At 63.7% G+C, this 24,994-nt stretch carries 20 protein-coding genes and 2 pseudogenes; 17 read left to right on the forward strand and 5 right to left on the reverse strand.

Features of this window, described 5'->3' with window-relative positions:
* Positions 1–143: 143 nt before the first annotated feature.
* From VF629_RS23450 to VF629_RS23485, 8 genes and pseudogenes are all read left to right on the forward strand, one after another.
* The gene (locus VF629_RS23450; RefSeq protein WP_331060941.1) at positions 144–1,049 is read left to right on the forward strand and encodes a fumarylacetoacetate hydrolase family protein; all 906 of its coding nucleotides are present in this window, start codon (positions 144–146) and stop codon (positions 1,047–1,049) included.
* Between the two features lie 172 nt (positions 1,050–1,221).
* Positions 1,222–1,434 (forward strand): hypothetical protein, encoded by a 213-nt coding sequence (locus tag VF629_RS23455; protein ID WP_331060942.1) that lies wholly within the window; start codon positions 1,222–1,224, stop codon positions 1,432–1,434.
* 24 nt (positions 1,435–1,458) lie between these two features.
* Positions 1,459–1,977: pseudogene (locus tag VF629_RS23460) on the forward strand (cyclase family protein); the annotation flags it as partial.
* Between the two features lie 137 nt (positions 1,978–2,114).
* Positions 2,115–2,909: a glucose 1-dehydrogenase gene (locus tag VF629_RS23465; protein ID WP_331060943.1), complete on the forward strand. Its 795-nt coding sequence runs from the start codon at positions 2,115–2,117 to the stop codon at positions 2,907–2,909.
* Between the two features lie 166 nt (positions 2,910–3,075).
* Positions 3,076–4,092: a carboxypeptidase-like regulatory domain-containing protein gene (locus VF629_RS23470; protein ID WP_331060944.1), complete on the forward strand. Its 1,017-nt coding sequence runs from the start codon at positions 3,076–3,078 to the stop codon at positions 4,090–4,092.
* A gap of 36 nt (positions 4,093–4,128) precedes the next feature.
* Positions 4,129–5,961 (forward strand): annotated as a pseudogene (locus VF629_RS23475) (TonB-dependent receptor domain-containing protein).
* Positions 5,962–6,294: 333 nt separating this feature from the next.
* The gene (locus tag VF629_RS23480) at positions 6,295–7,020 is read left to right on the forward strand and encodes an EthD domain-containing protein (RefSeq protein ID WP_331060945.1); all 726 of its coding nucleotides are present in this window, start codon (positions 6,295–6,297) and stop codon (positions 7,018–7,020) included.
* A 19-nt stretch (positions 7,021–7,039) separates the two neighbouring features.
* Positions 7,040–7,513, forward strand: coding sequence for a hypothetical protein (locus VF629_RS23485; protein ID WP_331060946.1), 474 nt, complete (start codon positions 7,040–7,042; stop codon positions 7,511–7,513).
* 102 nt (positions 7,514–7,615) lie between these two features.
* Here VF629_RS23485 and VF629_RS23490 read toward each other — a convergent pair whose 3' ends face one another.
* The 4 genes from VF629_RS23490 to VF629_RS23505 all read right to left on the reverse strand — a co-directional run bounded on the left by VF629_RS23490 (position 7,616) and on the right by VF629_RS23505 (position 12,333).
* Positions 7,616–8,512, reverse strand: coding sequence for an amidohydrolase family protein (locus VF629_RS23490; RefSeq protein ID WP_331060947.1), 897 nt, complete (start codon positions 8,510–8,512; stop codon positions 7,616–7,618).
* Positions 8,513–8,756: 244 nt separating this feature from the next.
* On the reverse strand, positions 8,757–9,524 hold the full coding sequence (locus VF629_RS23495) for a 3-hydroxyacyl-CoA dehydrogenase (RefSeq protein ID WP_331060948.1): 768 nt from the start codon (positions 9,522–9,524) through the stop codon (positions 8,757–8,759).
* A 167-nt stretch (positions 9,525–9,691) separates the two neighbouring features.
* Complete coding sequence (locus VF629_RS23500) at positions 9,692–11,551, reverse strand: feruloyl-CoA synthase (RefSeq protein WP_331060949.1); 1,860 nt, start codon at positions 11,549–11,551, stop codon at positions 9,692–9,694.
* Complete coding sequence (locus VF629_RS23505; protein ID WP_331060950.1) at positions 11,548–12,333, reverse strand: crotonase/enoyl-CoA hydratase family protein; 786 nt, start codon at positions 12,331–12,333, stop codon at positions 11,548–11,550. The genes VF629_RS23500 and VF629_RS23505 overlap by 4 nt, the downstream gene beginning before the upstream one ends.
* Before the next feature lie 250 nt (positions 12,334–12,583).
* On the opposite strand from VF629_RS23505, the gene VF629_RS23510 reads away from it, so the two are divergent.
* The 6 genes from VF629_RS23510 to VF629_RS23535 all read left to right on the forward strand — a co-directional run bounded on the left by VF629_RS23510 (position 12,584) and on the right by VF629_RS23535 (position 21,012).
* Positions 12,584–13,489 (forward strand): helix-turn-helix domain-containing protein, encoded by a 906-nt coding sequence (locus VF629_RS23510; protein WP_331060951.1) that lies wholly within the window; start codon positions 12,584–12,586, stop codon positions 13,487–13,489.
* Positions 13,490–13,711: 222 nt separating this feature from the next.
* On the forward strand, positions 13,712–16,621 hold the full coding sequence (locus tag VF629_RS23515; protein WP_331060952.1) for a TonB-dependent receptor: 2,910 nt from the start codon (positions 13,712–13,714) through the stop codon (positions 16,619–16,621).
* Positions 16,622–16,627: 6 nt separating this feature from the next.
* The gene (locus VF629_RS23520) at positions 16,628–17,539 is read left to right on the forward strand and encodes a fumarylacetoacetate hydrolase family protein (RefSeq protein WP_331060953.1); all 912 of its coding nucleotides are present in this window, start codon (positions 16,628–16,630) and stop codon (positions 17,537–17,539) included.
* 64 nt (positions 17,540–17,603) lie between these two features.
* Entirely contained in the window at positions 17,604–18,359 is a 756-nt protein-coding gene (locus tag VF629_RS23525; RefSeq protein WP_331060954.1) for a cyclase family protein, read from the forward strand.
* 142 nt (positions 18,360–18,501) lie between these two features.
* Positions 18,502–19,899: an MFS transporter gene (locus tag VF629_RS23530; RefSeq protein WP_331060955.1), complete on the forward strand. Its 1,398-nt coding sequence runs from the start codon at positions 18,502–18,504 to the stop codon at positions 19,897–19,899.
* A gap of 204 nt (positions 19,900–20,103) precedes the next feature.
* On the forward strand, positions 20,104–21,012 hold the full coding sequence (locus tag VF629_RS23535) for a LysR family transcriptional regulator (protein WP_331060956.1): 909 nt from the start codon (positions 20,104–20,106) through the stop codon (positions 21,010–21,012).
* Here the strand turns inward: VF629_RS23535 and VF629_RS23540 are convergent.
* Positions 21,009–21,908 carry a helix-turn-helix domain-containing protein gene (locus tag VF629_RS23540; RefSeq protein WP_331060957.1) on the reverse strand — a complete coding sequence of 300 codons (900 nt, stop codon included), beginning with the start codon at positions 21,906–21,908 and terminating at the stop codon, positions 21,009–21,011. The genes VF629_RS23535 and VF629_RS23540 overlap by 4 nt on opposite strands.
* 229 nt (positions 21,909–22,137) lie before the next feature.
* Here VF629_RS23540 and pcaH point away from each other — a divergent pair, with 229 nt between their 5' ends.
* The 3 genes from pcaH to pcaB all read left to right on the forward strand — a co-directional run bounded on the left by pcaH (position 22,138) and on the right by pcaB (position 24,908).
* Positions 22,138–22,824 carry a protocatechuate 3,4-dioxygenase subunit beta gene (gene pcaH / locus VF629_RS23545; protein WP_331060958.1) on the forward strand — a complete coding sequence of 229 codons (687 nt, stop codon included), beginning with the start codon at positions 22,138–22,140 and terminating at the stop codon, positions 22,822–22,824.
* A 113-nt stretch (positions 22,825–22,937) separates the two neighbouring features.
* The gene (gene pcaG, locus VF629_RS23550) at positions 22,938–23,537 is read left to right on the forward strand and encodes a protocatechuate 3,4-dioxygenase subunit alpha (protein WP_331060959.1); all 600 of its coding nucleotides are present in this window, start codon (positions 22,938–22,940) and stop codon (positions 23,535–23,537) included.
* A 9-nt stretch (positions 23,538–23,546) separates the two neighbouring features.
* Positions 23,547–24,908, forward strand: coding sequence for a 3-carboxy-cis,cis-muconate cycloisomerase (gene pcaB, locus VF629_RS23555; protein WP_331060960.1), 1,362 nt, complete (start codon positions 23,547–23,549; stop codon positions 24,906–24,908).
* The last annotated feature ends 86 nt before the right edge of the window (positions 24,909–24,994 follow it).

Below are 24,994 nucleotides of genomic sequence, written 5' to 3' on the forward strand. Positions count from 1 at the left end.
CGGCTCATGAGGACGATTTCTTTGCTGAGCCTGCTTAAAGCAAAACCGGTGCCCCCTCTTTTTTGGAGAGGGGCCGTGCCCGGCAGGGGTCAGGGGGTGAGGTGAAGGCCAGGGCGTTACTGCATGTTAAACAACTAGTAAGAATGAAATTCGTCACCTTCCAAAGCGCTGAACACGAAAGCCGGGCCGGCCTGCTGCTCAACCACGGCGTCATGGACCTGCACCAGGCCAGCCGGGGTGCGCTGCCGGCCGACATGCTCAGCTTCATTGCCGGGCACGCGCAGTACCTGCCCCTGCTGCGCGAGCTGCACCTGACCGAGCCCACCCACGCGCTGAGCGAGGTGCAACTGCTGGCCCCGCTGCCCAACCCCAGCAGCTTCCGCGACTACGTGGCGTTTGAGCAGCACCTCGTCAACGCCACGCAGCGGGCCGGCCACACGCTGGCCGAGGAGTGGTACCAGATGCCAATTTTCTACTTCTCCAACCACGAAGCCATCGTGGGCCCCGATGCGGACGTGCGGCGGCCTCACAATTGCCAGCGCCTGGACTACGAGTTAGAGCTGGCCTGCATTCTGGGCAAAACGGCCCGCGACGTGCGGGCCGAAGACGCCGACGACTACATTTTTGGCTATGCGGTGCTCAACGACTGGAGCGCCCGCGACTTGCAGATGGCCGAGATGAAGGTGCACCTGGGGCCCGCCAAGGGCAAAGATTTCGCCACCTCGCTGGGGCCCTACCTCGTGACCAAAGACGAAATGGCCCAGTACGCCACCGGCGACCACCGCTTCGACCTGCGCATGACGGCCACCGTGAACGGCTGCCTGCTCTCCGACGGCAACTACCAAACCGTGCATTACACCTTCGGCCAAATGCTGGAACGGGCCTCGCGCGACGCCACGCTGCAGCCCGGCGCCATCCTGGGCTCGGGCACCGTGGGCTGGGGTTGCCTGCTGGAGCTGGGCCCCGAAACCCACCGCTGGCTAGAGCCCGGCGACGTGGTGGAGCTGGAAATCACCGGCTTGGGCAAGCTCCGAAATGTCATTGTTTGAGACACTTTTCGATAAAACGATACAAAAAAGAACGTCATGCTGAGCGGAGTCGAAGTATCTCGCCCGCAGTAGTAATCAATGCTGGTTCAACGAAGCGAGCGAGATGCTTCGACTCCGCTCAGCATGACGGCACTGTTTGAATACTCACTTCATCAAACCAATAGCCATCCCAATGCGCATCATCGACCTGAGCTGCCCCATTGACACCAACGTGCGGGACCCGCTGCCGCTGTCGGTGGTGTTTTCTTCGCACGAGGAAGGGGCTACGGTGGTGGGGCCGCGCCTGTTTGGCGTGCCCAGCACCGCCTTTCCCGATGGGCTGGCGCTGGCCGGTGAGACGCTCACGCTCAACAGCCACGCCGGCACTCACGTGGACGCGCCCTAGCACTACGGGCCCACGTCGGAAGGCCGGCCGGCCCGCACCATCGACGAGTTGCCGCTGGAGTGGTTTTACAGCGATGCAGTGGTGCTGGATTTCACCGATAAGCCGGCTGGCTACGAGTTTTCGGCGGCTGATGTGCAGGAGAAATTGGCCGCCATTGGCTACACCCTCAAGCCCTTCGACATCGTGCTGGTGCGCTGCGATGCCGACAAGAAAATGTACGAACCGGAGTTTGCCAACATCCACGTCGGCGCTTCGGTGGAAGCCACGCGCTGGCTCATCGACCAGGGCATTAAGGTGATGGGCACCGATGGCTGGGGCTGGGACACGCCGCTGCACGTGCAGTCGGCCGACTACCACGCCAACCCGCGCCCCGGCGTGGTGTGGGCCGCCCATTTCGTGGGCCGCGAGCGGGAATACTGCCAGATTGAAAAGCTGGCCAATCTCGACCAGCTGCCCGCGTCGGGCTTCAAGGTAAGTGCCTTCCCCGTCAAAATCACGGGTGGCAGCGGCGGCTGGACCCGCGCCGTGGCTTACCTGGAATGACCCCACCCCCGGCCCCTCCCCGGTGGGGAGGGGAGACAACGATTCTCGCGTCTGGCACCCCTCCCCACCGGGGAGGGGCCGGGGGTGGGGTCACACCGTAGCACGACACCAAATAACTCAACAATTACTCGCTTCTCATGCAACCTCAAGCCCCTGCCCTTACGCTCCGCCGCTTCGCCGGCAAGGTGTGCGCCGTGACGGGGGCGGGCTCCGGCATTGGGCGGGCCACGGCGCTGGCCTTTGCCAGCGAGGGCGGCGCGGTGGTGGTGGCCGACGTGAACGAAGCCGCCGGGCTGGAAACCGTCGAGCACATCCGGGCCCTTGGCGGCGAAGCGGTATTCGTTCGCACCGACATTGCCCAGCGGGCTGAGGTGCGGCGCATGGTGGCGGCGGCGGTGTCCGAGTTTGGCCGGCTGGACTGCGCCGTGAACAACGCCGGCATCACGGGCGGAGTGAACGCCCCCACGGGCCAGTACCCGGAAGACGCCTGGGCCCAGGTGCTGGCCGTGAACCTCACCGGCACCTGGTACTGCGTGCAGGAAGAGCTGGCCGTGATGCTGCCGCAAGGCCACGGCACCATTGTGAACGTGGCCTCGGCCGCCGGCCTGCACGGGCACGTGAACAACGTGGCTTACGCGGCGTCTAAGCACGGCGTGGTGGGCCTCACCAAAACGGCGGCGCTGGAATACGCCACCCAAGGCATTCGGGTGAATGCCCTGTGCCCCACCAGCATCGAAACGCCCATGATTATGGACGGCCGCCTGAACCTGCGGCACAACCCCGAAGCCCTGGCCCGATTCTCGGCCCAGGCGGCCCTCAAGCGGCTCGGCCGGCCCGACGAAGTGGCCGAAGTCGCGCTGTGGCTGTGCTCGGAGCAGTCGAGTTTCATCACCGGCCACGCGCTGGCCGTGGATGGAGGAGCTTTTGCCTGATACCCAACCAGGGCTTCTACCCGCCCTTTTGCCATACCAACGACACCTGGCGGCGGCCATCGGCTTGGCCTCGCTTGCTCCGGATTATCTCGCCTCGAAGTGGCCGGTTGCGGCTCCTTGGGGCGTGAGTGCAGCTGCTTTTTCCCATCCCTAACCCCTTGTTCACATGAAATCTCACTTATTCACATTTGCGTGGCGCTGCATTGCGACGCTGGCGCTGCTGGTGCTGGCCAGCAACTGGGCCGTGGCCCAAACCGGAACCATTGCGGGCCGCGTCACCGACGCCAAAGGCGAGCCGCTGGTGGGCGCCACGGTGGTGGTGACGGAAACCAAGGCCGGCACCTCCACCAACCCCGACGGCACGTTCAGCCTCCCAAACGTGCCCGACGGAGCTTACACGCTCATGGTTTCCTTCGTGGGCGCCGTGGCCCAGAGCCAGCGCGTGACCGTGCCCAGCCCGGAGGCGCAACGCGTGAGCGTTTCGCTGAAGGACGACACCAAAAGCCTGGACGAGGTGATTGTGACGGGGGTGTTTGACCAGCGCACCAAGATGGAGTCCTCGGTGGCCATCACCACGCTCAACGCCCGGCAAATAGAGCGGCTGGTGCCGCAGAGCGCCGCCGATTTGCTCCGCAACGTGCCGGGCGTGTACGTGAACTCGGCGCTGGGCGAGGTGAAGAATACGGTGTACTCGCGCGGGGTGTCGGCCAACTCGGTGGGCTCGCTGGCTTCGCCGGCCAACGGGTACTACTACGTGTCGTTGCAGGAAGACGGGCTGCCGGTGACGGGCCTGTCGAGCGGCACGATTTCGCCGGACTATTTCTTTCGCAACGACGTGACCATCCAGCGCCTGGAGGCCGTGCGCGGCGGCACCTCCTCCATTACCAGCGCCAACGCGCCGGGCGGCATCTTCAACTTTCTGAGCAAGTCGGGCAGCAACGGGGCCGAGAACGAGGTGCTCACCCGCTTCGGGCTGGAAGCCGACGGCCGGCAGCCCTACTACCGCGCCGACCTCAACCTGGGCAACAAGCTCAACGACACGGGCCTGAGCTACAACGTGGGCGGCTTTTACCGCTACGCCAACGGCGCGCGCTACGCGGGCTACCCGTTCAACTTTGGCGGGCAGGTGAAGGGCAGCGTCACCCAGAGCTTCGACAAGGGCACCGTGCGGGTGTACGCCTAGTACCTCAACAACCACAACGGCACCACCGTGCCGCTGGTGGGCCAAGGCTTCAACGACGACATCCGGCTGGCGCCCGGCGTGAACAAGGCGGACTCCTACCTGCTGCCGGGCGTGAAAACCCGGGTTCCCAACGGCACCAACACCGACCTGATTGACCTCGACCCCCGCAACCTGAGCCACGCCCGCGACATCACGGGCGGCGTGAGCTTCACCTACGACCTGAGCGACACCTGGTCCATCAGCAACAACGGCAAGTACTCCCGCAAGAACCTGGAGCAGGACGTGAACGTGGCCACCAACTTCACCTACCTCACCGACGTGGTGACGGGCGTGTTCAGCGGCACCACGCCGCTGGGGCCGGGCATCGTCACCTACCGCGACCAGGGCACGGGGGCCATCCGGGCGCAGGTGCAGCAGAATTTCGGGCCGACGGGGCCGCGCTTTGTGGTGCTCAACTCCGACCTGCCCAACGCCGTGCCGGACGCGGTGCGCTACAACGGCTCGCTGAAAAGCAACATCCAGCTGGACGAGTTCATCGACCAATTCACGGTGAGCAAGCGGCTGGGCAACGGCAGCGTCAGCGCGGGCTTGTTTTACGCCCACAGCCGCCTGAAGGGCAACCCCGAGATGCAGGCCGCCGTGCTGGGCCTGACCCCGGTGGAAGACCGGGCCGGCCTGCTCGACGTCACGTTTGTGCCAAGCGTGGGCCCGCGGGCGGGCCAAACGTACCAGATTTCCGAGCCGGGCACGGGCTACCTGAAGCTGGGCGGCTCGTTCGGCTACGGCGCCTACGACTACACCAACGACCAGCTGGCGGGCTTCGTTGGCAACAACCTGAACTTCGGCGACAAGCTCAACTTCGACTGGGGCGTGCGCTTCGAGCACATCCGCCTCGACGGCGTGAACCGCCGCACGGTGCCCACCACCAAGCCCGGCGGCTTCGACGGCGACCCGCTCACGGTGTACGACAATTTTTACGGGGTCTTGGGCCAGAACGACGTGCGGTTCAACAAGCAGCTGAACACGTTGTCCTACTCGGGGGGCCTGAACTACAAACTCACCGAAAACAACGCCGTGTACGTGCGTTACACCCGCGGGCAGAAGTCGCCGGACGTGTCGTTCTACCAGAACTACACCTCGGACTTTGCCGCCACCAACGACCCCAAGTAGCAGGACATCAACCAAATCGAGCTGGGCTACAAGCTGAAAACCAACGGACTGAACCTGGCCGTGACGCCCTTCTACAGCTTGCTCAGCAACGTGGGCAGCACCCTGATTGCCAACGACGAAAACAACCAGAACTACACGCCCGTGCTCTACAACAAGGTGCGGACCGTGGGCGTGGAAGTGGAAGCCGACTACAACCCGTTTAAGTTTCTCAACATCCAGGGCGCCTTCACGGTGCAGAGCGCCAAGTACCCCTCGTGGCAGCCCTGGAACGTGGGCACCAACGGCCGCGCCGACGACGTGGTGGCGGACTTCAGCGGCAACAAGGCCGAAAACAACCCAAGCTTGATTATCAGCGTGACTCCCACGTATTCGGTGGGCAAGTTCTACGCCCTGGTGCAGTGGAGCTACCTGGGCGAGCGCCCGGCCAACCAGCCCAACGCCTACAACCTGCCCGGCTTCAGCCAGTTCGACGGCAGCGTGGGCTACGCCGCCACCAAGAAGCTGTCCTTCGCCGTCAACGTCAACAACTTCACCAACACGCTCGGCATCATGGGTTCGGCTTCGCCCGGCACCGTGGTCGAGTCCTTCAGCCCTCAAAACCTGACCAAAGCGCAGGTGGAAGCCAACCCCAACGCCGTGCACAGCATCATTCCCATTCAGCCCCGGGCCTACTTCCTGTCGGCCGTGTACAAGTTTTGAGGAGCTAAGAGCTACAAGACAGGGCTAGAATTAACCAATGAACCGTCATGCTGAGCGCAGCCGAAGCATCTCTCCGCAGTGGTGATTAATTAGTATCGAGGTAGAGATGCTACGGCTGCGCTCAGCATGACGGCCTGAATGATTGTTGAGCTTATCAAACTGTTTAGAAAGGCGGCTCTGCCCGGTCCGACGCCCTAGGCGTCCGACCGGTTGCCGCAAGCACGATACCCAGAGAGCCGTTACCCGACAACCGGTCGGACGCCTAGGGCGTCGGACCGGCAAGCACCATACTTCCTAAACAGCTTCACAAGCTATTTCCCTACTCCCTTTCCCATGATTAAGCAACTCATCGCCGTGCGCCGCCGCCCCGGCCTCACCCACCAGGAATGCCTCGACTACGTGGAGCACGTGCACGGCGAAATTGCCCGTGGGGGCCCCGAGGGGCTGTTGCGCTACGTGCAGAGCCACGTGTTCGACTCGGCCTTTGGGGCGGCTACCGATTCGGAATACCAGCAGGTGTTCGGGCGCGACTTCGTGACGGAGCTCTACTTTGAGTCGCCGCAAACGATGCACACCAACGGCGAGTCCGAGTACGTGCGCACCGTGGTGCAGCCCGACGAAACGATGTTCAACGAAGTGGCCTCGGTGATGCTGGGCACCACCGCCGAAACGGAAGTGCCCGTGCCCCACCCCGGCCCCGGCCCGGTGAAGGTGATGCACTTCCTCAAGAAAGCCGACGGCCTGGCCGACGAGGACTTTCAGCAGCAGCTGGCCGAGGCGCACGCCGCCCTGCTGGCCCAGCAGCCGGCCATGGCCGCAGCCCTGCGCCGCTACGTGCTCAGCCTGCCCATTCCGGCCATCGGCACCGACGCCAAGTACTTCGGCCCCAGCCGCGGCGGCCGCTACGAGCCCGTGGCCAGCATGTGGTTTGAGGACGAGGCGGCCCTGGGGGCGTTTCGGGCCTACCAGCGGGCCCTGGCCAGCGGCGCGGGCGCCGCGTTCATCGATTTCAGCCAATCGTTTTTCCTGTATACCCGCGAACGAGTCATCATCGGCTAACCAGTTTTCACGCTGCGCCATGCAACATTTTATCCGCGACAACGCCCGCAAATCAACTTTCGGCAACCTGGTGGTCAACACCGTGGTGCCCTACGCCTTGCTGCTCGGCAGCCCGCTGGTCAACCTCAAGGGCGCTACCCCCAACCTGGTGTCGGTGCTGGTGCCGGGCGTGTTCATGTCGGCGCTGATGACGACCATCATCACCTTTGGCGTGATGACGGCCCAGCGCAAGGCGGGCACGCTGGCCCCGGCGCTGCCGGCGGGCACGCCCTGGTTCCCCAAGGCGCTGCTCACGGGCATCGGCATCGGGCTGCTGTTTGCCGTGCCCGTTCTGGCCATCCTACTGGGCCTGCAGGCTTCTTCCGAAAACACGCAGCTTGCCAGGGGCCTCGTGGTGGGCATCTCCACGGTGGTGGGCGGCGTGACGGGCTTGCTCTCGTCGCTGGTCGCGGCGAAGCGGGCCGCCAAGCTGGGCAGCCTGGCCGTGGCCTAGCCCCGTCGGTACCGGCCAAGGGCCCCGGTTGCACGGTTGCGTGCGGCCGGGGCCCTTGGCGTTGGAGGCATTTGTGGGGAGCGGCCGCCTGGGGCCGGCCGCCTACAGCCCCAGCATCCGAATGGCGTTTTCTTTCAGAATGAGCGGTTTCACTTCTTCTTTGAAGCCTGCGTTCTCGAAGTCTTTCAGCCAACGCTCGGGGGTTAGCAAGGGGAAATCGGTGCCGAACAGCATGCGGTGCTTGAGCTGGGTGTTGGCGTACTGCACGAGCTGGGGCGGGAAATACTTCGGCGACCACCCCGAGAGGTCGATGTATACGTTGGGCTTGTGCAGGCACACCGAGAGGGCCTCGTCTTGCCAGGGAAAGCTGGGGTGGGCAATGATGATGGGCGAGTCGGGAAAATGGATGGCCACGTCGTCGAGGTGAATGGGGTTGGAGTACTCCAGGCGCAGGCCGCCCCCGCCCCGCACCCCCGACCCAAAGCCGGAGTGGCCCGAGTGAAACAGCATGGGCAGGCCCGCGGCGGCAATCACCTCGTAGAGTTGGTAGGCCATGCGGTCGTTGGGGTAAAAGCCCTGCACCGTGGGGTGAAACTTGAAGCCTTTCACGCCGAAGTCGTCAATCAGGCGCTTGGCCTCGCGCACGCCCATGCGGCCCTTGTGCGGGTCGATGCTGGCGAAGGCAATCATCACGTCGGGATTGGCCAGGGCGGCTTCGGCAATCTCCTCGTTGGGGATGCGCCGCTTGCCGGTTTGGTGCTCCGAGTCGATGGTGAACATGACGAAAGCCATTTTCTGGAGCCGGTAGTAGTCTATCGTCTCCTGAATGGTGGGCCGGTGGTCGGACTTGAAGTATTTGGCAAAAGCCTCGTCAAGCTCGGGCCGGTAGTCGTCGTGCGGCTGCGTGCAGGAAACTTCGGCGTGCGTGTGCACATCAATGGCCACAAGCGCGTCGAGGTCAAGGCCGGATTTGGATAGTGGTTTGGTAGTGGCTTCCATGTTTTTAGTTGTAGCTGAAGCTATTTAATCATTGCCAAGCAAATCCCAGCCCGTCATGCTGAGCTTGTCGAAGCATCTCTCCCGTGGCAGTAATCAATGTTACTACAACAAAGCAGTAGAGATGCTTCGACAAGCTCAGCATGACGGGCTGACGATTATTCAAACAGCTTATTCGTATTATTTTAAATTGAAAGTCAGGGCTCGCAAAGCTCGAAGCAAGGCAAGCTAAAGGTCGCGCTTTTGCCTACTTCGCGCCCATCCGGATAGCGCCATCCAGCCGGATGGTTTCGCCGTTGAGCATTTGGTTCTCAATGATGTGCCGGGCCAGTGCGGCAAACTCGGCGGGCTGGCCCAGCCGGGCCGGAAACGGCACCTGCTGCCCCAACGAGGCTTGCGCTTCCTCGGATAGATTGGCCAGCAGCGGGGTTTCAAAAATGCCGGGCGCAATGTTCATCACCCGAATGCCGAAGCGGGCCAGCTCGCGGGCCACCGGCAAGGTCATGCCCACGATGCCGGCCTTGGAAGCCGCGTAGGCCGCCTGCCCCACCTGCCCGTCGAAGGCCGCCACCGAGGCCGTCGTAATCACTACCCCGCGCTCGCCGCTAGGGCCGGGCTCGTTGGCTTGCAGGGCGTCCGCGGCCAGCCGCAGCACGTTGAAGGTGCCAATCAAATTGATGGTAACCGTGCGCGTGAAGCTGGCCAGTGCGTGCGGCCCGGCTTTGCCCAGCACCCGCTCGGCCGGCCCTACCCCCGCGCAGTTGATGGCCCCGTGCAAACCACCGAACTGCGCCTGAGCGACGGCAATGGCGTTTTGCACGCTGGCTTCGTCGGTCACGTCGGTGAGCACGAATTTGGCGCGGGGGCCTAGGTCGGCTTCGGCAGTGGCGCCGGCGCTGGGGTTGATGTCGGCGAGCAGGGCGTTGCCGCCGGCTTCGATGAGCAGGCGGGCCGTGGCCAGGCCCAGGCCGGAGGCGCCGCCGGTTATGAAGAAGGTGTGGTTGGGGATGTGCATGGGTGGGATTTTGGATGTTCTGATGGGGCGCCCTCCGCGGGGAACCTCACCCCCTAGCCCCCTCTCCCGCGGAGAGGGGAACTAGCTCTAGCTCTAAACCAAACCTAGACTAAAACTAAAAACTAGTTCCCCCTCTCCGCGGGAGAGGGGGCTAGGGGGCGAGGTGACTAGCCAGCATCGTGCAGCCGCCGCACCAGCTCCGGGTAATTTGCCAGAATGGCCCGTTGGTTCAAGCTGCCTTTGTCCGTGATTTCGCCCCGGTCGAGCTGCGGCACGAAATCGGCAAAAACGGCTTTGCGCACGCAGCTGGCGCTGCCCGTATCGGTGTGGGCGAGGCGGGCCAGCAGCTCATCGAGGGCGGCTAGCAGGGCCGGGTGGCGCACCAGCTCGGCGTGGGGCAGGGCTCCGGCCGCGCACAGGCGCTGGCAGTGGGGCACGTCAGCAAAGACGATGGCCCCGATGTAGCCCTGGTCGTGGCCGGTGATGACGGCGTCGGTAATCAGGCCGCGGCCGGCCTCGACGAGCTTGGCTCGCAGCGTGCCCACGCTCACCCAGGTGCCGGTGTTAAGCTTGAAATCTTCGGCAATGCGGCCGTCGAACACCAAGCCAGCGTTGGGGTCGGCGGGGTCCACGAACCGCAGCGCGTCGCCGGTGCAGTAGAAGCCTTCCTCGTCGAAGGCGGTGGCTGTGGCGCTGGGGTTGCGCCAGTAGCCGGGCATGACGTTGCGACCCCGGTAGCGCACTTCCAGCTTGCCGCCACTGGGGATGAGCTTCAGCTCAAACGCCGGCACGGGCACCCCCAGCAAGCCCGCAAATCCGCCCGCCTTGGCCGAAAACAGCGCCGACGGGCTCGATTCGGTGCAGCCCAGGCCGGTTGAAATCACAATTTTCTCGCCAATGGTTTCCACCGCCAGCGCTTCCAGCGCATCCCACACGTGCTGGGGGAGGCCGGCGCCGGCGTAGAAAAGCAGCTTTAATTCACTGAAGAAGTTTTCGCGCAGCGCGGCATCGGCCCGCAGGTAGGGCAGCAGGTCGGCGAAGCCCTTGGGCACGTTGCAGTACATGGTGGGGCGGCACTCGCGCAGGTTGGCCACGGTGGTGGCAATGCCCGCGGGGGTCGGGTTGCCCGCGTCGAGGTAGAGCGTGCCGCCGTTGTAGAGCGCCAGCCCGAAATTGTGGTTGCCGCCGAAGGTGTGGTTCCAGGGCAGCCAGTCGACCAGCACCAGCCCGCCGTTTTCCATGAAGGGAAAGGTCTGGGTAATCTGCTGCCAATTGGTGCAGACGTTTTCGTGGGTGTTTATCACGCCCTTCGGCAGTCCCGTCGAGCCCGAGGTAAACAAGATTTTAGCTACCGTTTCGGGTTGAATTCGCTCAAAAGCCGCTTCTACTTTCTCAAAATTCTCCACGGGCCACTGCAACACGTCGGCAAACAGCGTCACGTTCGGCAGCTCAGCCGGCGGGTTGTTCACCACCAGCACGGCCGTGTCGCCCGCCAGCGCCCGCAGGGCCGGGGCGTAGGCCGCGCCATCGGCCGCGAAAATCAGCCCGGGCGTGAGCAGGGTCAGCGCGTGCCGCAGCTTCTCAAAATCGGTGGACCGCAGCGCGTACGCCGGGGCGATGACCGACACCGGCAGCCCCACGTGTAGCGCCGCCAAACACAGCAGCCCGTGTTCAATGCTGTTTTCGGAAAGAATGGCCACCGGCCGCTCGGGCGAAACCTCCGTGGCAAGCAGCCAGTGCGCTATGCGCAGCACCTGGGCCAGCGTTTGGGCGTAGGTGAGCTGCCGCCAGGGCCCCAGGCTGCTGCCGGTAGCCGGGGCTTCGCGCTGGGCGATGAACACGCGGTCGGGCGCAAGTGCGGCCCAGTGCAGCAGGCGCTCGGTCATGCGCAAGGGGTGCGGCGCCAGCGGCTCGGTCGAGCGCAGCAAGATGCTGCCATCGGGCCGCTGGGTGTATTGCACGGGGGGGACGCTGGTGGCCACGGGCCGGTAGGGCGCGTGCTTCAGGTCGGAAATAGCAGTTTTCATAACCCTACTTTTTTGGATTTGCCGTCCAGAAACTCCTGCAGGCGGGCCTTGGCCTCGGGTGCGTTTTGCGCGATGGCCGCCGTCAGCGACTCCAGCATGAGGCCCTGCTCCTGGCTGGCATCCACGATGCGGGGCAGGATGTGCATGAGCGCGTAATTGGTCATTCCGGCGTTGGAGGCAACTTTTTTGGCTAGGCCCAGCGCGTGGTCCAGCCCGGCGCCATCGGCCACTAGGTACTGCGACAGGCCGATGCTTAGCCCTTCTTCGGCCCCATACACCCGGCCCGTCAGCATCATGTCGGTCATGCGGGCCAGGCCGATGAGCTTGGGCACCCGCACTGAGCCGCCACCGCCCACGAAAATGCCGCGCTGCCCCTCGGGCAAGGCGTAGAACGTGGAGGCCTCGGCCACCCGAATGTGGCAGGCGCTGGCCAGCTCCAGGCCGCCGCCCACGCAGGCCCCGTGCAGCACGGCCACCACCGGCACCGTGCCGAACTGCACCTGGTCGAGGGCGCGGTGCCACATGCGGGAGTGGTGCAGGCCCTGCACCGCGTCGCGCTCGGTCAGGGCTGATAAGTCCAGGCCCGCGCTGAAGTGGCTGCCCTCGCCGTGAATGACGGCGCAGCCCACGCCGGCCGGTACATTCGCAAACACTTGCTCGATGCCCCGGATGAGTTCGTCGTTGAACGCGTTGCGCTTATCGGGCCGGTTCAGTTTGACCAGCAGGATATTATCCTGAACTTCAACGTGCAGCGTGTCGGGCAAGCCGGGGATTAGGGACATGGCGGGTGGGATTAAAGGGGAAGATTTGGGGGTTCGTTCAACGAGACCTCACCCCCTAGCCCCCTCTCCAAAAGAGAGGGGAGACTAGTTTCTAGTTTTAGCTCCAAAAGTTAGTCTAATACTAGAGCTAGTTTCCCCTCTTTTTTAAAGAGGGGGCTAGGGGGTGAGGTCTCGTTGAACCACTGCAAATAACCAGTTAAAAATCAGCTAACTTTCATCGTATTTTTCGATTTGTTGATAAGAAATTCTTATGAGAAAAGAAGGCATCCCCACCCTTGGGCCTTTTGATTTTCGGGAGGCCTTTTTTGAGTCGTCGGCGCAGGCCCAGGCGTTGCGGCCGCCGTCCAATTATTTCTACATCAGCCGCGTCGAAAGCTTCAAGGATGCCATGAAGCTGCCGCTGCTGCCGCACCGCAAAACGGTGCACGACTTTATGTTCCTCACGCGCGGCCACACCGCCCGCAGCAAGGGCCTCGACCACCACGCCATCGACGCCAACACCTTCTTTTTCCTGCCCGCCTACCAGATTACCACCCATGACCGGATGACGTCCGACGCAGCGGGCTTCTACTGCCACTTCGACACCGAGTTGCTGCGTCACCGCTTCATTCAGCACGACATCACCACCGAGTTTAGCTTTTTGCAACTCATCGGCAACCCCGCGGTGCGCATCGAGCCCGAGGCCCTGCCGCAGATAGAAGGGCTGCTCGCCAACATCGAGGCCGAATACCTGAGCAACCGCCCCGACCGCTATGCCCTGATTCAGGTGTATTTGCTGGCTTTGTTTGTGATAGTGCGCCGCTACGCCACCCCGCCCGACAAGGGCGTGCAAAACGCGGCCCTGCGCATCACGCAGCACTACAAAACGGCCCTGGCCCAACACATCTGCGAGAAAAACCTGGTGGCCGAGTACGCCGCCCTGCTGGCCGTGTCGCCCAACCACCTGCACAAGTGCGTGAAAGCCGTGACCGGAAAATCGGCCCACGACTTGCTCGATGAGATGGTGCTGCTCGAAGCCAAAGTGCTGCTCAAGCAAAGTACGCTGACCATCAGCGAAATAGCGTATAAGATTGGCGAGCAGGACCCCAGCGACTTTGGGCGGTTCTTTAAAGCCAAGACCAAGCTCACACCCACTGAATACCGGCAGTTGGATTGATTTTGCATGGCAATGGCTGGTTTTGCCCTAGTGAGTGAGTGGATAATCACCGCAATTTTGACCCAGCAGAAACAAGGAGACTTCTTGGGCAGGTCCGCCAGGCATTCGGGCCGGCACCTACCAGAATCTGCTCCTCGTCGCGGATTTTGGGACTTACTACCCGGTTGGTACTCAAGCTCGCGTTTGCTCTTAATTGCGCCACTCCTACTCCCACCCAACTCCATGCAGCCAATCTTGCCCGCCGGAGGCCGTCGCGCCCCCTCGCTTCCCTCCTTCCTGCTGGCGGCCCTGCTGGGAGCTGCTGTTTCACCGGTTGCCGCTCACAGCGTCTTGCGCCCCGCGGCACACCGCGTGCAGCGAACGGTGCAGGGCAAAGTGACCGACCAGCAGGGCGTGGCCCTGCCCGGCGCTACTGTGGTGGTGAAGGGCACCACAAACGGCACCACCACCAACCCGGACGGCACCTTCAGTCTGAGTGTGGCCGACGAGGGTGCCATCACGCTGGTCGTCAGCTACATTGGCTACCTGGCCCGTGAGGTAGCGGTGACGGACGGCAACACCGCCGTGGACGTGCAGCTCGTGCCCGACACCAAGAGCCTGGAGGAAGTGGTGGTGACGGGCGTGTTTGACCGGCGCACGCGCATGGACGCCTCGGTGGCCATCTCGTCCATTTCATCCCAGCAGATTGAGCGGGTGGTGCCCAACAGCGCCACCGACCTGCTGCGCAACGTGCCGGGCGTGTACGTGAACGCCTCGCGGGGCGAGGTAAACAGCTCGGTGTACACGCGGGGGCTAAACGTGGGCGGCGGCTTCTACTACGTGTCGCTGCAGGAAGACGGGCTGCCGATTATGGGCGCGCCGGGCAGCAGCGCCACCGACCCCACCCTGAAACCCGACGGCTACCTGCGCGCCGACCTCAACATTGCCAAAGTGGAGGCGGTGCGCGGCGGCACGGCTTCCATCCTGGGGGCCAACGCGCCGGGGGGCATTTTCAACTACATCAGCAAGACCGGCGGCGAAACCTTTGGCGGCGAGGTACGCACCCGCTACGGCCTGGAAGGCAACGTGCGACAGCCCTACTACCGCGTGGATGCCAACGTGGGCGGCCCCCTGAACGCGACCAAGGACCTGACCTTCAACGTGGGCGGCTTCTACCGCTACGCCAACGGGCCGAAGTACCCCGGCTACCCCCTCAGCTACGGCCAGCAGCTGAAAGCCAACGTGCTGAAGAAATATAAAACCGGCTCGCTGAAGCTCTACGGCAAGTTTTTGCACGACCGCACGGCGCAGTTCGAGCAAACCCCGACCATTGACTACGCCGACCCCAGGCCGGTGGAAGGCTTCAACAGCAGCAGCTCGACCCTGATTCAGGGGGTGCAAGCGCGGGTGCCGGGGGCCATTTCGGGCGGCTCCGACGTGGACTACGACTCGCGCAACGTGGGCCTGTACGCCGACAAAAGCATCGGGCTGAACTGGGAGCAGGACCTGTTTGACGACAGCTGGACGCTAACCAACAACGTGCGCTACTCCCAGAAGCGTAACACGCTCAATTCGACCCAGATTGTGTTTCCGGTGCGGGTCGACCAGATTACGTTTTACGGCGTGGCGGGCATGGCCGGGCGGTTCGGCACGTACAACTTCTTCAACCCCGGCACGGGGGCGTCGTACGGCTCGGTGCAGCAGCTGCCGCCCGCCGGGCCGGGGGGCATCCGCTTCATTCCCAACAACCTGAACCTGCCGGGGGCGGGGGTGCAGCCCAACTCACTGTTCTACAATCCGCTGTCGTACAACGACATCAGCATTTCGGAAATCATCGACCAAGGCGCCATCACCAAGCGGCTGGAGAAGATGAGCTTCACGCTGGGCGGCTACTTTTCGCAGGCCCGCACCGAGCGGGAAAACACCCTGCCGCTGGCGCAGGGCTTCGGCACCGTCCAGAACCGGCCGCAGCTGGTAGGCATCAACTACACGAACCTGGCGGGGCAAACCTTCGACCTGACCGACCCCAACGGCGTGGCCAACTACGGCGGCGGCGGCACCTACTACAACAACGCCCTGGTGACACAAAAAGCCGCGTTTTTTGGGCACAACTGGACGCTTACCGATAAGCTGAACCTCGATTATGGCCTGCGCTTCGAGAACTACGCCATCGAGTCGCGCCTCACCACGCCCGTGCGCCAGGCCGACAGCCCCACCGGCGTGGATGGCAACGCCACCACGCTTTATGATAACCGCGTGCTGGGCTCCAGCCCCGAGCAGGGCTTTGACAAGAGCATTTCCACGCTCTCGTACTCGGCGGGCCTCAATTACAAGTTCAGCGAAGGGCTGGCGCTGTACGGGCGCTACTCGCAGGGCCGCAAGTCGCCGGATTTGGGCTTCTTCTTCGACATCGCCAACCAGTCGCTCACTTCCAACATTGCTGTGGAGGCCCAGAGCACGCAGATGGCTGAGCTGGGCCTGAAAGTGCGCAGCAAGAAGCTCAACGTCTTCGTCACGCCGTTTTATACGCTGCTGAGCAACGTGCCGAATTTCCAGATTTTTCAGAACGTGGACCAGACCTACTACGCCCCGCCGCGGGTGTACCAGAAAGTGGAAACCGCGGGCCTGGAAGTGGAAGCCAACTACGCCTTCACCCCGCACCTGAGCTTGCGGGCCGTGGGCATTGCGCAGCGCTCGAAGGCACTAGACTACCAGGTGTACCTGGCCAACGCCAACGGCGCGGACGACGACGTGCGGGTGGATTTTTCGGGCAACAACACCGACAACGTGGCCCCGCTAATGCTGACCATCACGCCCACTTACAGCGTCGACAAGTTCTACGCCTCCGTGACGTACCAGCACATGGGCGCGCGCTGGGCCAACGTGGCCAACGCTTTTAAGCTGCCGGCCTACAACACGTTTGACCTGAACGCGGGCTACAACCTCAACAAGCACTTCCTGCTGCAGGCCAGCCTCAACAACGTGTTCAACACCTACGGCATCCTGAGCTGGGCCGCGCCCGGCGGCTTCCCGGCGGCCCTCGACACGCAGGGCTTCACGCCGGCCATGCGCGAGGCCAACCCCACCCAAGTGTACTCGACCCTCTCGGTGCTGCCCCGGGCCCTGTACTTCACGGCCGCTTATAAATTCTGATTTTCGATGAAGCTCATCACCTTTCGCAACCCCGCCGGGCATGCGCGGGCCGGCTGGCTGCTACCCGACGGCGTGGTTGACATGCACGCCGCCAGCCAGGGCGCCCTCCCCGCCGACATGCTTACGTTCATCACCGACTACGCCCGGCACCGCCAGCACATCGACGCCCACCACCTGCTGGCCGCCCCCGCCACCTACCCGCTGGCCGAGGTGCAGCTGCTGGCCCCGCTGCCCAACCCACCCAGCTTCCGCGACTTTCTCACCTTCGAAACCCACATTAAGAACGCCACGGCGCGCGCCGGCCACCCCGTGCCGCCCGAGTGGTACCAGGTGCCGGTGTTCTACTTCTCCAACGCCACCGTGATGGCCGGCCCCGGCCAGCCGGTGGCCCGCCCGGCCCGCTGCGAGCGCCTCGACTACGAGCTGGAGCTGGCCGTGGTCATCGGCAAGGAAGGCCGCGACATCCGGCCCGAAAACGCCCACGAATACATCCTGGGCTACACCATTCTCAACGACTGGACCGCCCGCGACCTGCAGGCCCAGGAGATGCGCGTGATGCTGGGCCCCGCCAAGGGCAAAGACTTCGCCACCAGCCTGGGGCCCTACATCGCCACCCCCGACGAGTTGGCCGCCTACGCTACCCCCGACGACCGCCACGACCTGCGCATGACCGCCACCGTGAACGGCCGCCTGCTCTCGGATGGCAACTTCCGCACCGTGCACTACACCTTCGGCCAGATGCTGGCCCGCGCTTCGGAAGACGTGACGCTGTATCCCGGTGACGTTATCGGCTCGGGCACCGTGGGCTGGGGCTGCCTCATGGAACTAGGTCCCGAAACCCACCGCTGGCTGGAACACGGCGACGTGGTGGAGCTGGAAATCACGGGCCTGGGCAAGTTGACCACGCCCATTGTGTAGGGGGTGAGGTTCCGCGAAGAGCGACAAACCCCACACAACCACCAATATTCCAACCTGCATTCCGATGAAATTCATAGACCTTTCGGTGCCTTTGGGCCGCGACATCAAAGACCCGCTGCCCTTCGCCATCACCTACGAAAACCACGAAGCCAGTGTGGGCATGATGGCCCGCATGGCGGGCGTCGAGCCCGGCGATTTTGAGGGCGGCCGCGCCCTGGCCGGCGAAACCCTCACCCTCACCGGCCACGCGGGCACCCACGTCGACGCGCCCTGGCACTACTGGCCCACGTCGGAGGGGCGGCCGGCCCGCACCATCGACCAACTACCGCTGGAGTGGTTTTTTGGCGCGGGTGTGGTGCTGGACTTCCTCGACCAGCCTGATGGCTACGCCCTCACGGTGGCCGACCTGGAAGGCGCCCTGGACCTCCTGGACTACCAACTCAAGCCTTTCGACATCGTGCTGATTCACACCGGCACCGACAAGAAAATGTTCGACCCGGCCTACGCCCGCTCGGGCCCCGGCGTGTCGGCCGAGGCCACGCGCTGGCTCATCGGGCAGGGCATCAAGGTGATGGGCATTGACACCTGGGGCTGGGACATTCCGATGAAATACCAGGCCGCCGACTACAAAAGCAACCCGCGCGCGGGGGTGTTGTTTGCCGCCCACCTAGTGGGCCGCGAGCACGAATACTGCCAAATTGAGAAGCTTGCTAACCTCAATCTGCTGCCCAAAACCGGCTTCAACATCAGCGCCTTTCCGGTGAAGGTGCAGGGAGGCAGCGCCGGCTGGACCCGGGCCGTCGCTTTTGTGGGCGAGTAGCAGCTGAGCACTCTGGTTTATAATAAATTAAAAACGGTCATGCTTGATAAGAACGGTCATGCTGAGCTTGTCGAAGCATCTCTACCGCTTCGTTAGTTCAGCTTGATTACTGCTGCGGTAGAGATGCTTCGACAAGCTCAGCATGACCGTTCTTCCACCAAGCACCAACAACCAAGCACCAAATTCCATGAGCCCCCAGCCTTCCCCCCGCTACGCCTGGTTCGTTGTCCTGCTGCTGACGCTGGCCAACGTGTCGTCGTTCATTGACCGGCAGATTCTGAGCTTGCTCGTCAAGCCCATTAAGCACGACCTGCACCTGTCCGATACCCAGGTGAGCCTGCTGCTGGGCTTGAGCTTTGCGGTGTTTTACACCATTTTTGGGATGTTCATCGGTCGGCTGGCCGACCGCTACAGCCGGCGCAACCTCATTGTGGGCGGCATTGTGGTCTGGAGCGTGATGACGGCCCTCTGCGGCGGCGTGCGGACTTATGCGCAGTTCTTTTTTGCCCGCATGGGCGTTGGGGTCGGCGAGGCCACGCTGTCGCCTTCGGCCTACTCGATTATCGCCGATTATTTCCCCAAAAAGCGCCTGGCCCTGGCCATGAGCGTCTTCACCATGGGCATTTTTCTGGGCTCGGGGCTGGCGTTGGTGGTGGGCGCCGGCCTCATCGCCCGCATGCCCACCGAGGGGCTGCGCCACGTGCCGCTGTTCGGCGACGTATTTCCGTGGCAGGTCGTTTTCTTCTACGTGGGCCTGCCGGGCCTGGTCGTGGCCCTGCTGATGCTGGCCGTGCGCGAGCCGGCCCGCCGGGGGTTGCTGCAAGCCCACGGCACGGCTGCCCACCCCAGCCTGGCCGAGTCGCTGCGCCTGGTGTTTGCGCACCGCCGGGCCTACTTGTTCATCTGTTTCGGCATTGCCTGCACGGCCATGGTCAGCTACGGGCTCACGGCCTGGATGCCCACGTACTTTGTGCGCACCTTCGGCTGGAGCATCCCGCGGGCGGGCGTCAGTTTCGGGCTGGTGCTGGTGGGCTCGTCCATTGCCGGGGTGCTGTTTGGGGGCTGGTACGCCGACTACCTCACCAAAAAAGGCGTGGCCAACGGCCGGCTGCGTATTGGCCTGATTACGAGCGTGGGCTGCATCCTGTCCGTGTTCATTCCGCTGCTGCCCAACCCGCAGGTGGTGCTGCTGGCCCTGGTGTTTCCGTCGTTTCTGCTAGCCATGCCGATGGGGGCCGCCACGGCCGCCATTCAGGAAATCATGCCCAATCAGGTGCGGGCGCTGGCCTCGTCCATCTTCCTGTTCATCCTCAACCTCGTGGGCCTGGGCCTGGGCCCCCTGCTGGTGGCCTTGTTCACTGACTACCTGTTTCACGACGAAGGCGCGATTCGCTATTCCCTCACGCTGCTGTTGGTGGTGGGCGGCCTGCTGGGCACCGGCTTTTTCCTGGCCGCCATGCAGCCCTACCGCACGGCCCTCGCGGCCAACCAAGCCAGCATTTTGGCAGCTGAGCCGGCGCTGGCGGTACAGCCGGCTTAAGGGTTGTTGAATGCATTCGAGCGGCTTGGTTGCGCTCCGCAATTGGACTTCACCCCCAGCCGCTCTCCCCAGGAGAGAGGAGCCTAACGAATTGTAGCGTGGACTTTGCGAGTCCGCGCTTTGCGGGATGTTCGCCCAGGCGCGGACCCGCAAAGTCCACGCTACGAGCCGCGCCGGCCACTTACCACAAGCACTACTTTTCACATGGAACTGCGGCAGCTGAAATACTTCGTGGGCGTAGCCGAGGAGCTGCACTTTGGCAAAGCGGCTCTTCGGCTCTGTGTTTCGCAACCCGCGCTTAGCCAACAGATTAAACTGCTGGAACACGAGATTGGGGTTGACCTGTTCGTGGGCATTCGGCGCACCCAGCAGCACCGGACCGAGCTCACCGAGGCCGGCACGGTTTTCCTGGTGGAGGCCCGGCGCATCTTGCAGCTCAGCGAGCGCGCCGTGGAAAATGCCCGCCGCATCGGCCTGCAGCAAACCACCGTGCGGCTGGGCGTGTACAAGACAATGATTCGGGAGCGCATCATGGAAATCGTGAAGCTGTTCGCCAGCCACGTTCCCGAAACCGAGTTGAAAATTGTGGAATTCCCCACCTTTCTGGCCGTGCAGGACGCCCTGCTCGACGAAACCATTGAGCTGGGCGCCACGCTCTTGCCGTTGCAGCACCCCGAGCTGGCGGCGGCCTCGTTCCGGGCCGGCACCCTCAAGGTGCTCCTGGCGCAGGACCACCCGCTGGCCGCCCGCCCCGTGCTCACGCTCGATGAGCTGAAGGGCGAAAAGTGGATAGAAATCAATAAGTCGCTGCACACCGTTTTCGAGGAGATTGAGTTGATGTGCCGCCGTGCCGGTTTCAGCCGCGAGTCCTTTATCGTGCAGGAAGTCAGCTCCATTGAGCTGCTAGGCGGGCTAGTGGGCCTGGGCATCGGCATTGCCTTCGTGCCCACCTTCTTCGACGCCGACCGGGTGCCCGGCGTGGTGGCCAAGGCCCTGGCTAACGCCGACGGCACGGCCTTCAACGGGGTGGCCATCAACCAGGCCGTGGCGTACAAAACCCGCAAGGTGGCGCCCGCCCTGCAGGCGCTGGTGGGCCTAGTGAGCGGGCTTTAGCGGGCCAGCTCCTGCTGGGTTACCGCCCGCCCCTGCCGAAACTGCTTGGGCGACAGCCCGCTATGCTGACGAAACAGCCGGGAGAAATAGGCTGGGTCCTCAAAATTGAGCGCATACGCCACCTCCGAAATGGTGAAGGAGGTGTGCACTAAGTACTTCTGCGCCTCGGCCACAAAGTAGCTCTGCACCACCCGTACCGCCGTTTTCTGGGCCACGGCTTGGCACACGCGGTTCAGGTGCACCGGAGTGATGCGTAGCTCGGCGGCGTAGGCGGCGATGGTTTTCTGGGGCCGGCGCGCTTCTTTCACCCGCTTCAGAAACGCCTGGAACAGGGCTAGGCTGCGGTTGTTTTGCACTAGGCCGTGCTCGTTTTGCTGGTGGGCCAGGCGAAAAATGGTGGTGAACAGCAGGGTAAAAAGCGCGGGCACCATGGTTTCGCGCGCGGGCATGTTTCCAAACAGCTCTGCCCTGATTTTCGCGACAATGTGCAGGCTCTCCGCGAACAAAGCGGGCGCGTTGGCGCCGGGCAGGATGTGCAAACTGTCCAACCCGCTGCGCACGGGCGAGGCCGGCCCAAACAGCGCCTCCACGTAGGCGGCCGACAGCGTCAGCACGGTGCCGCGGATGGTGGCGGCGAAGGCAAAGCCGTGCAGGGTACTGTCGGGGATGACTAGGAGGCAGGGGCCGCTAAACGTGTGTTCCCGCTGCTCGACCAGCAGACGGCCTTCCCCTTCTTCGATGCAGAACACCTGAAACAAATAGGCGTGCACGTGCGCCGGAATAACCCAATTGTACTGCTGGCTACGGGTTTCGAGCGGTTCGCAGTGCACAAAGTCGGGCAGCACGGCCGGGCCGTTATCGCCGTACAGGCCGTTGAAGTTGAGAATGGCGGGCATGGAAGAAAGCAGCGGGTTAAGGACGCCCTAGCAGGTGCTTCGCCGCGGTGCGAGCAAGCTGCAAAATATACTGGCCGCGGTGCAGTCAATAGTGATTGTGATGGCCGTTTGCAGAGGCAATATAGGTTTAATCCGTCCAATAACTTAGCGAATATATCTAAGTCGCTCACTTGCGTGGTCTCTACTTTTACGACGTGCTGCTTGGCACCTTTTCCCTAAGCCAGTTACGATGAATGCCCCCTATTTTGACACGCAGCCCCCGCACCTCTACCCTGAGTACAAGTCGACCATCCTGCGCAGCCCCACCCAGGCGCTGCTGCCCGTGCGCGAGCTGATTCGGGACCGGAGCATGCCGGTGTTTGGGGAGTCGGTGCTGCAACAATTCGACAATGACCTGACCAAGAATGCCCGCGTGAACGGCGAGCCCATCGGGGAGCGCATCAAGGTGATGGGGCGGGTGCTCGATGACCGCGGCCGGCCGTTGCCCAACGTGCTGCTCGAAATCTGGCAGGCCAACGCCGCTGGGCGCTACGTGCACCGCGCCGAAGTCCACGATGCCCCGCTCGACCCCAATTTCCTGGGCGGCGGGCGCGTGCTGACCGATAAAGAAGGCCGGTATTCCTTCTACACCATCAAGCCGGGGGCTTACCCCTGGGGCAACCACTACAACGCCTGGCGGCCGAACCACATCCATTTTTCGGTGCTGGGCCACCAGCTGGAGCACCGCCTGGTGACGCAAATGTACTTCCCCGGCGACCCGCTTTTTGAATTCGACCCTATCTTCCAGGCCGTGCCCGTCCACGCCCGCGAGTTGCTCATCGCCACCTTCCGCATGGACTGGACGGAGCCCGAATTCGCCCTGGCCTACCAGTTCGACATTGTGCTGAACGGCCGCCACCAAACCCCCTTTGAGTAGTGGTGGATTGGTGGATTGGTGGGTGGTGAGTTTGACTTTCCTCTTGCGCCACTTGCGCCACACGCGCAGTCAAAACATCAAATCCACCACCTCACAAGTTCACCATTTCACCAATGGAGCGCCTCCGCCAAACTCCCTCGCAAACCGTGGGGCCGTTCTTTGCTTACAGCCTGACGGCTCAGCAGTACGGCTATCCGTACGACAGCATTGTGGGCCACGCCCTGCTGGGGCCCGCCACGCCTGGGGAGCACATCCTGATTACGGGCCGCGTGCTCGATGGCCAGGGGGCCCCCGTGCCCGATGCTGTGGTGGAGCTCTGGCAGGCCGACGCGCAGGGCCGCTACCGCACCGCGCCCATCAGCCCCAAGGACGACGACGGCACGGCGTTCACCGGCTTCGGGCGAGTGGGTACCGGCACGCAGCCGGGAGCCCGGTTTCAGTTTGAAACCATCAAACCGGGTGCCACTGGGCCCGGGCAAGCCCCGCACATCAACGTGGTGCTGTTTATGCGCGGCTCGTTGCGGGGCTTGCACACGCGGCTCTACTTCTCCGACGAAGCGGCGGCCAACGCCCAGGACGAGCTGCTGGCCGCCGTGCCCGCCGCGCGCCGCGCCACCCTGCTGGCGCAAGCCACTGAAGATTTCAGCCGCCCCAGCTACCGCTTCGATATTCGCCTGCAGGGCGAAGGCGAGACGGTATTTTTTGACCTCTAAGCCAAGCGCATGCCCGGCCTCTCCCACCTCGTCTTCACTCACCCGCCCGTCGACGCGCTGTTTGCCGCCGAGGCGCAGGTGCGGGCCATGCTGAGGTTTGAGCAGGCGCTGGCCCGGGCCGAAGCCACGGTGGGCGTCATCCCCGCAGCGGCAGCCGATGTTATTGCCACGGTGTGCCAAGCCGCGGATTGGGACCTCGACGCCCTCGCCCAGCAAACCCTGCTGGCCGGCAACCCCGCCATTCCGCTGGTGAAAATGCTCACCCAGCGCGTGGCCCGGCTCGATGCCGAAGCCGCCAAATACGTGCATTACGGCGCCACCAGCCAGGACGTGCTCGACACGGCCCTGGTACTGCAGCTGCAAGCCGCCCTGGACCTCATGGAGGCGCAATTGCGGCCCTTGTTGGAGCTACTGGCTGCCCTGGCCACCGCGCACCGCAACACGCTGATGACGGGCCGGACCCTGCTGCAACAGGCCCGCCCCATCACCTTTGGCTACAAAGTGGCGGGCTGGCTCGATGGCCTGCTGCGCGCTCAGGGACGCCTGACCCGCCTGCGGGCCGAGGCGCTGGTACTGCAATTTGGCGGAGCGGTGGGCACGCTGGCGACCCTGGGAGTGCAGGAACCGGCGGTAATTGCCCAATTGGCCGGGGAGCTGCAACTCCCCGCGCCAATGCTCCCCTGGCACGGCCAGCGCGACCGGCTGGTGGACCTGGCCGCCGCGCTTGGCATCGTGTGCGGCAACCTGGGCAAGCTGGCCCACGACGTGGTGCTGCTCATGCAAACCGAAGTGGGGGAAGTGCACGAGGCCGCGGCGGCCGGCAAGGGCGGCTCCTCGGCCATGCCGCACAAGCGCAACCCCGTGACCGCCACGTTTCTGGTAGCCATTGCCGGCCGCACCCCGGCGCTGGTTCACACCCTGCTGGCGGGCCTGAGCCAGCACGAGCACGAGCGCGCCGCCGGGGCCTGGCACGCCGAGTGGGAAGTGCTGCCCGAGCTCTGCCGCCTAACCGCGGCCGCTCTCGCCCACGCCCATGACCTGCTGAGTGGCCTGGAAGTCGACCGCGACCGCATGCGCCACAACCTGGAGCTAACCCAGGGCTTGATTTTCGCCGAAGACGTGACCGCTGCTCTCACGCCGCACCTGGGCAAGACGGCCGCGCATCAGCTCATCGAAGCGGCCAGCCAGGAGGCGCCGCGCCTGGGCCAGCACCTGCGTGAATACCTGCTTCAGTTGCCCGAAATTCAGCACTGCCTCTCGCCCGACGAGCTCAGTGCCTTATTCGACCCGGCCCGGGCCACCGGCCTCAGCCACTACTTCACCGACGCCGTGCTGGCCCGCCGTCGTTTAGCATTGAACAGTGAACAGTGAACAATGGACCGTAAGCAAAAGGAACGTCATGCCGAGCGCAGCCGAGGCATCTCGCTCGGGGCAGTAGCTCAACCGTGAGGACGAAG

The organism is Hymenobacter sp., assembly GCF_036388155.1.
GTDB lineage: Bacteria > Bacteroidota > Bacteroidia > Cytophagales > Hymenobacteraceae > Hymenobacter.

Bases quoted from the DNA above. Each gene is read 5' to 3' on its own strand.
- VF629_RS23455 (WP_331060942.1), top strand. From the start codon at position 1,222: ATGCGCATCATCGACCTGAGCTGCCCCATTGACACCAACGTGCGGGAC.
- VF629_RS23470 (WP_331060944.1), top strand. From the start codon at position 3,076: ATGAAATCTCACTTATTCACATTTGCGTGGCGCTGCATTGCGACGCTG.
- VF629_RS23480 (WP_331060945.1), top strand. From the start codon at position 6,295: ATGATTAAGCAACTCATCGCCGTGCGCCGCCGCCCCGGCCTCACCCAC.
- pcaB (WP_331060960.1), top strand. From the start codon at position 23,547: ATGCCCGGCCTCTCCCACCTCGTCTTCACTCACCCGCCCGTCGACGCG.
- VF629_RS23500 (WP_331060949.1), bottom strand. From the start codon at position 11,551: ATGAAAACTGCTATTTCCGACCTGAAGCACGCGCCCTACCGGCCCGTG.
- VF629_RS23495 (WP_331060948.1), bottom strand. From the start codon at position 9,524: ATGCACATCCCCAACCACACCTTCTTCATAACCGGCGGCGCCTCCGGC.
- pcaH (WP_331060958.1), top strand. From the start codon at position 22,138: ATGAATGCCCCCTATTTTGACACGCAGCCCCCGCACCTCTACCCTGAG.
- VF629_RS23525 (WP_331060954.1), top strand. From the start codon at position 17,604: ATGAAATTCATAGACCTTTCGGTGCCTTTGGGCCGCGACATCAAAGAC.
- VF629_RS23485 (WP_331060946.1), top strand. From the start codon at position 7,040: ATGCAACATTTTATCCGCGACAACGCCCGCAAATCAACTTTCGGCAAC.
- VF629_RS23450 (WP_331060941.1), top strand. From the start codon at position 144: ATGAAATTCGTCACCTTCCAAAGCGCTGAACACGAAAGCCGGGCCGGC.
- VF629_RS23510 (WP_331060951.1), top strand. From the start codon at position 12,584: ATGAGAAAAGAAGGCATCCCCACCCTTGGGCCTTTTGATTTTCGGGAG.
- VF629_RS23505 (WP_331060950.1), bottom strand. From the start codon at position 12,333: ATGTCCCTAATCCCCGGCTTGCCCGACACGCTGCACGTTGAAGTTCAG.
- VF629_RS23490 (WP_331060947.1), bottom strand. From the start codon at position 8,512: ATGGAAGCCACTACCAAACCACTATCCAAATCCGGCCTTGACCTCGAC.
- VF629_RS23540 (WP_331060957.1), bottom strand. From the start codon at position 21,908: ATGCCCGCCATTCTCAACTTCAACGGCCTGTACGGCGATAACGGCCCG.
- VF629_RS23530 (WP_331060955.1), top strand. From the start codon at position 18,502: ATGACCGTTCTTCCACCAAGCACCAACAACCAAGCACCAAATTCCATG.
- VF629_RS23535 (WP_331060956.1), top strand. From the start codon at position 20,104: ATGGAACTGCGGCAGCTGAAATACTTCGTGGGCGTAGCCGAGGAGCTG.
- VF629_RS23465 (WP_331060943.1), top strand. From the start codon at position 2,115: ATGCAACCTCAAGCCCCTGCCCTTACGCTCCGCCGCTTCGCCGGCAAG.
- VF629_RS23520 (WP_331060953.1), top strand. From the start codon at position 16,628: ATGAAGCTCATCACCTTTCGCAACCCCGCCGGGCATGCGCGGGCCGGC.
- VF629_RS23515 (WP_331060952.1), top strand. From the start codon at position 13,712: ATGCAGCCAATCTTGCCCGCCGGAGGCCGTCGCGCCCCCTCGCTTCCC.
- pcaG (WP_331060959.1), top strand. From the start codon at position 22,938: ATGGAGCGCCTCCGCCAAACTCCCTCGCAAACCGTGGGGCCGTTCTTT.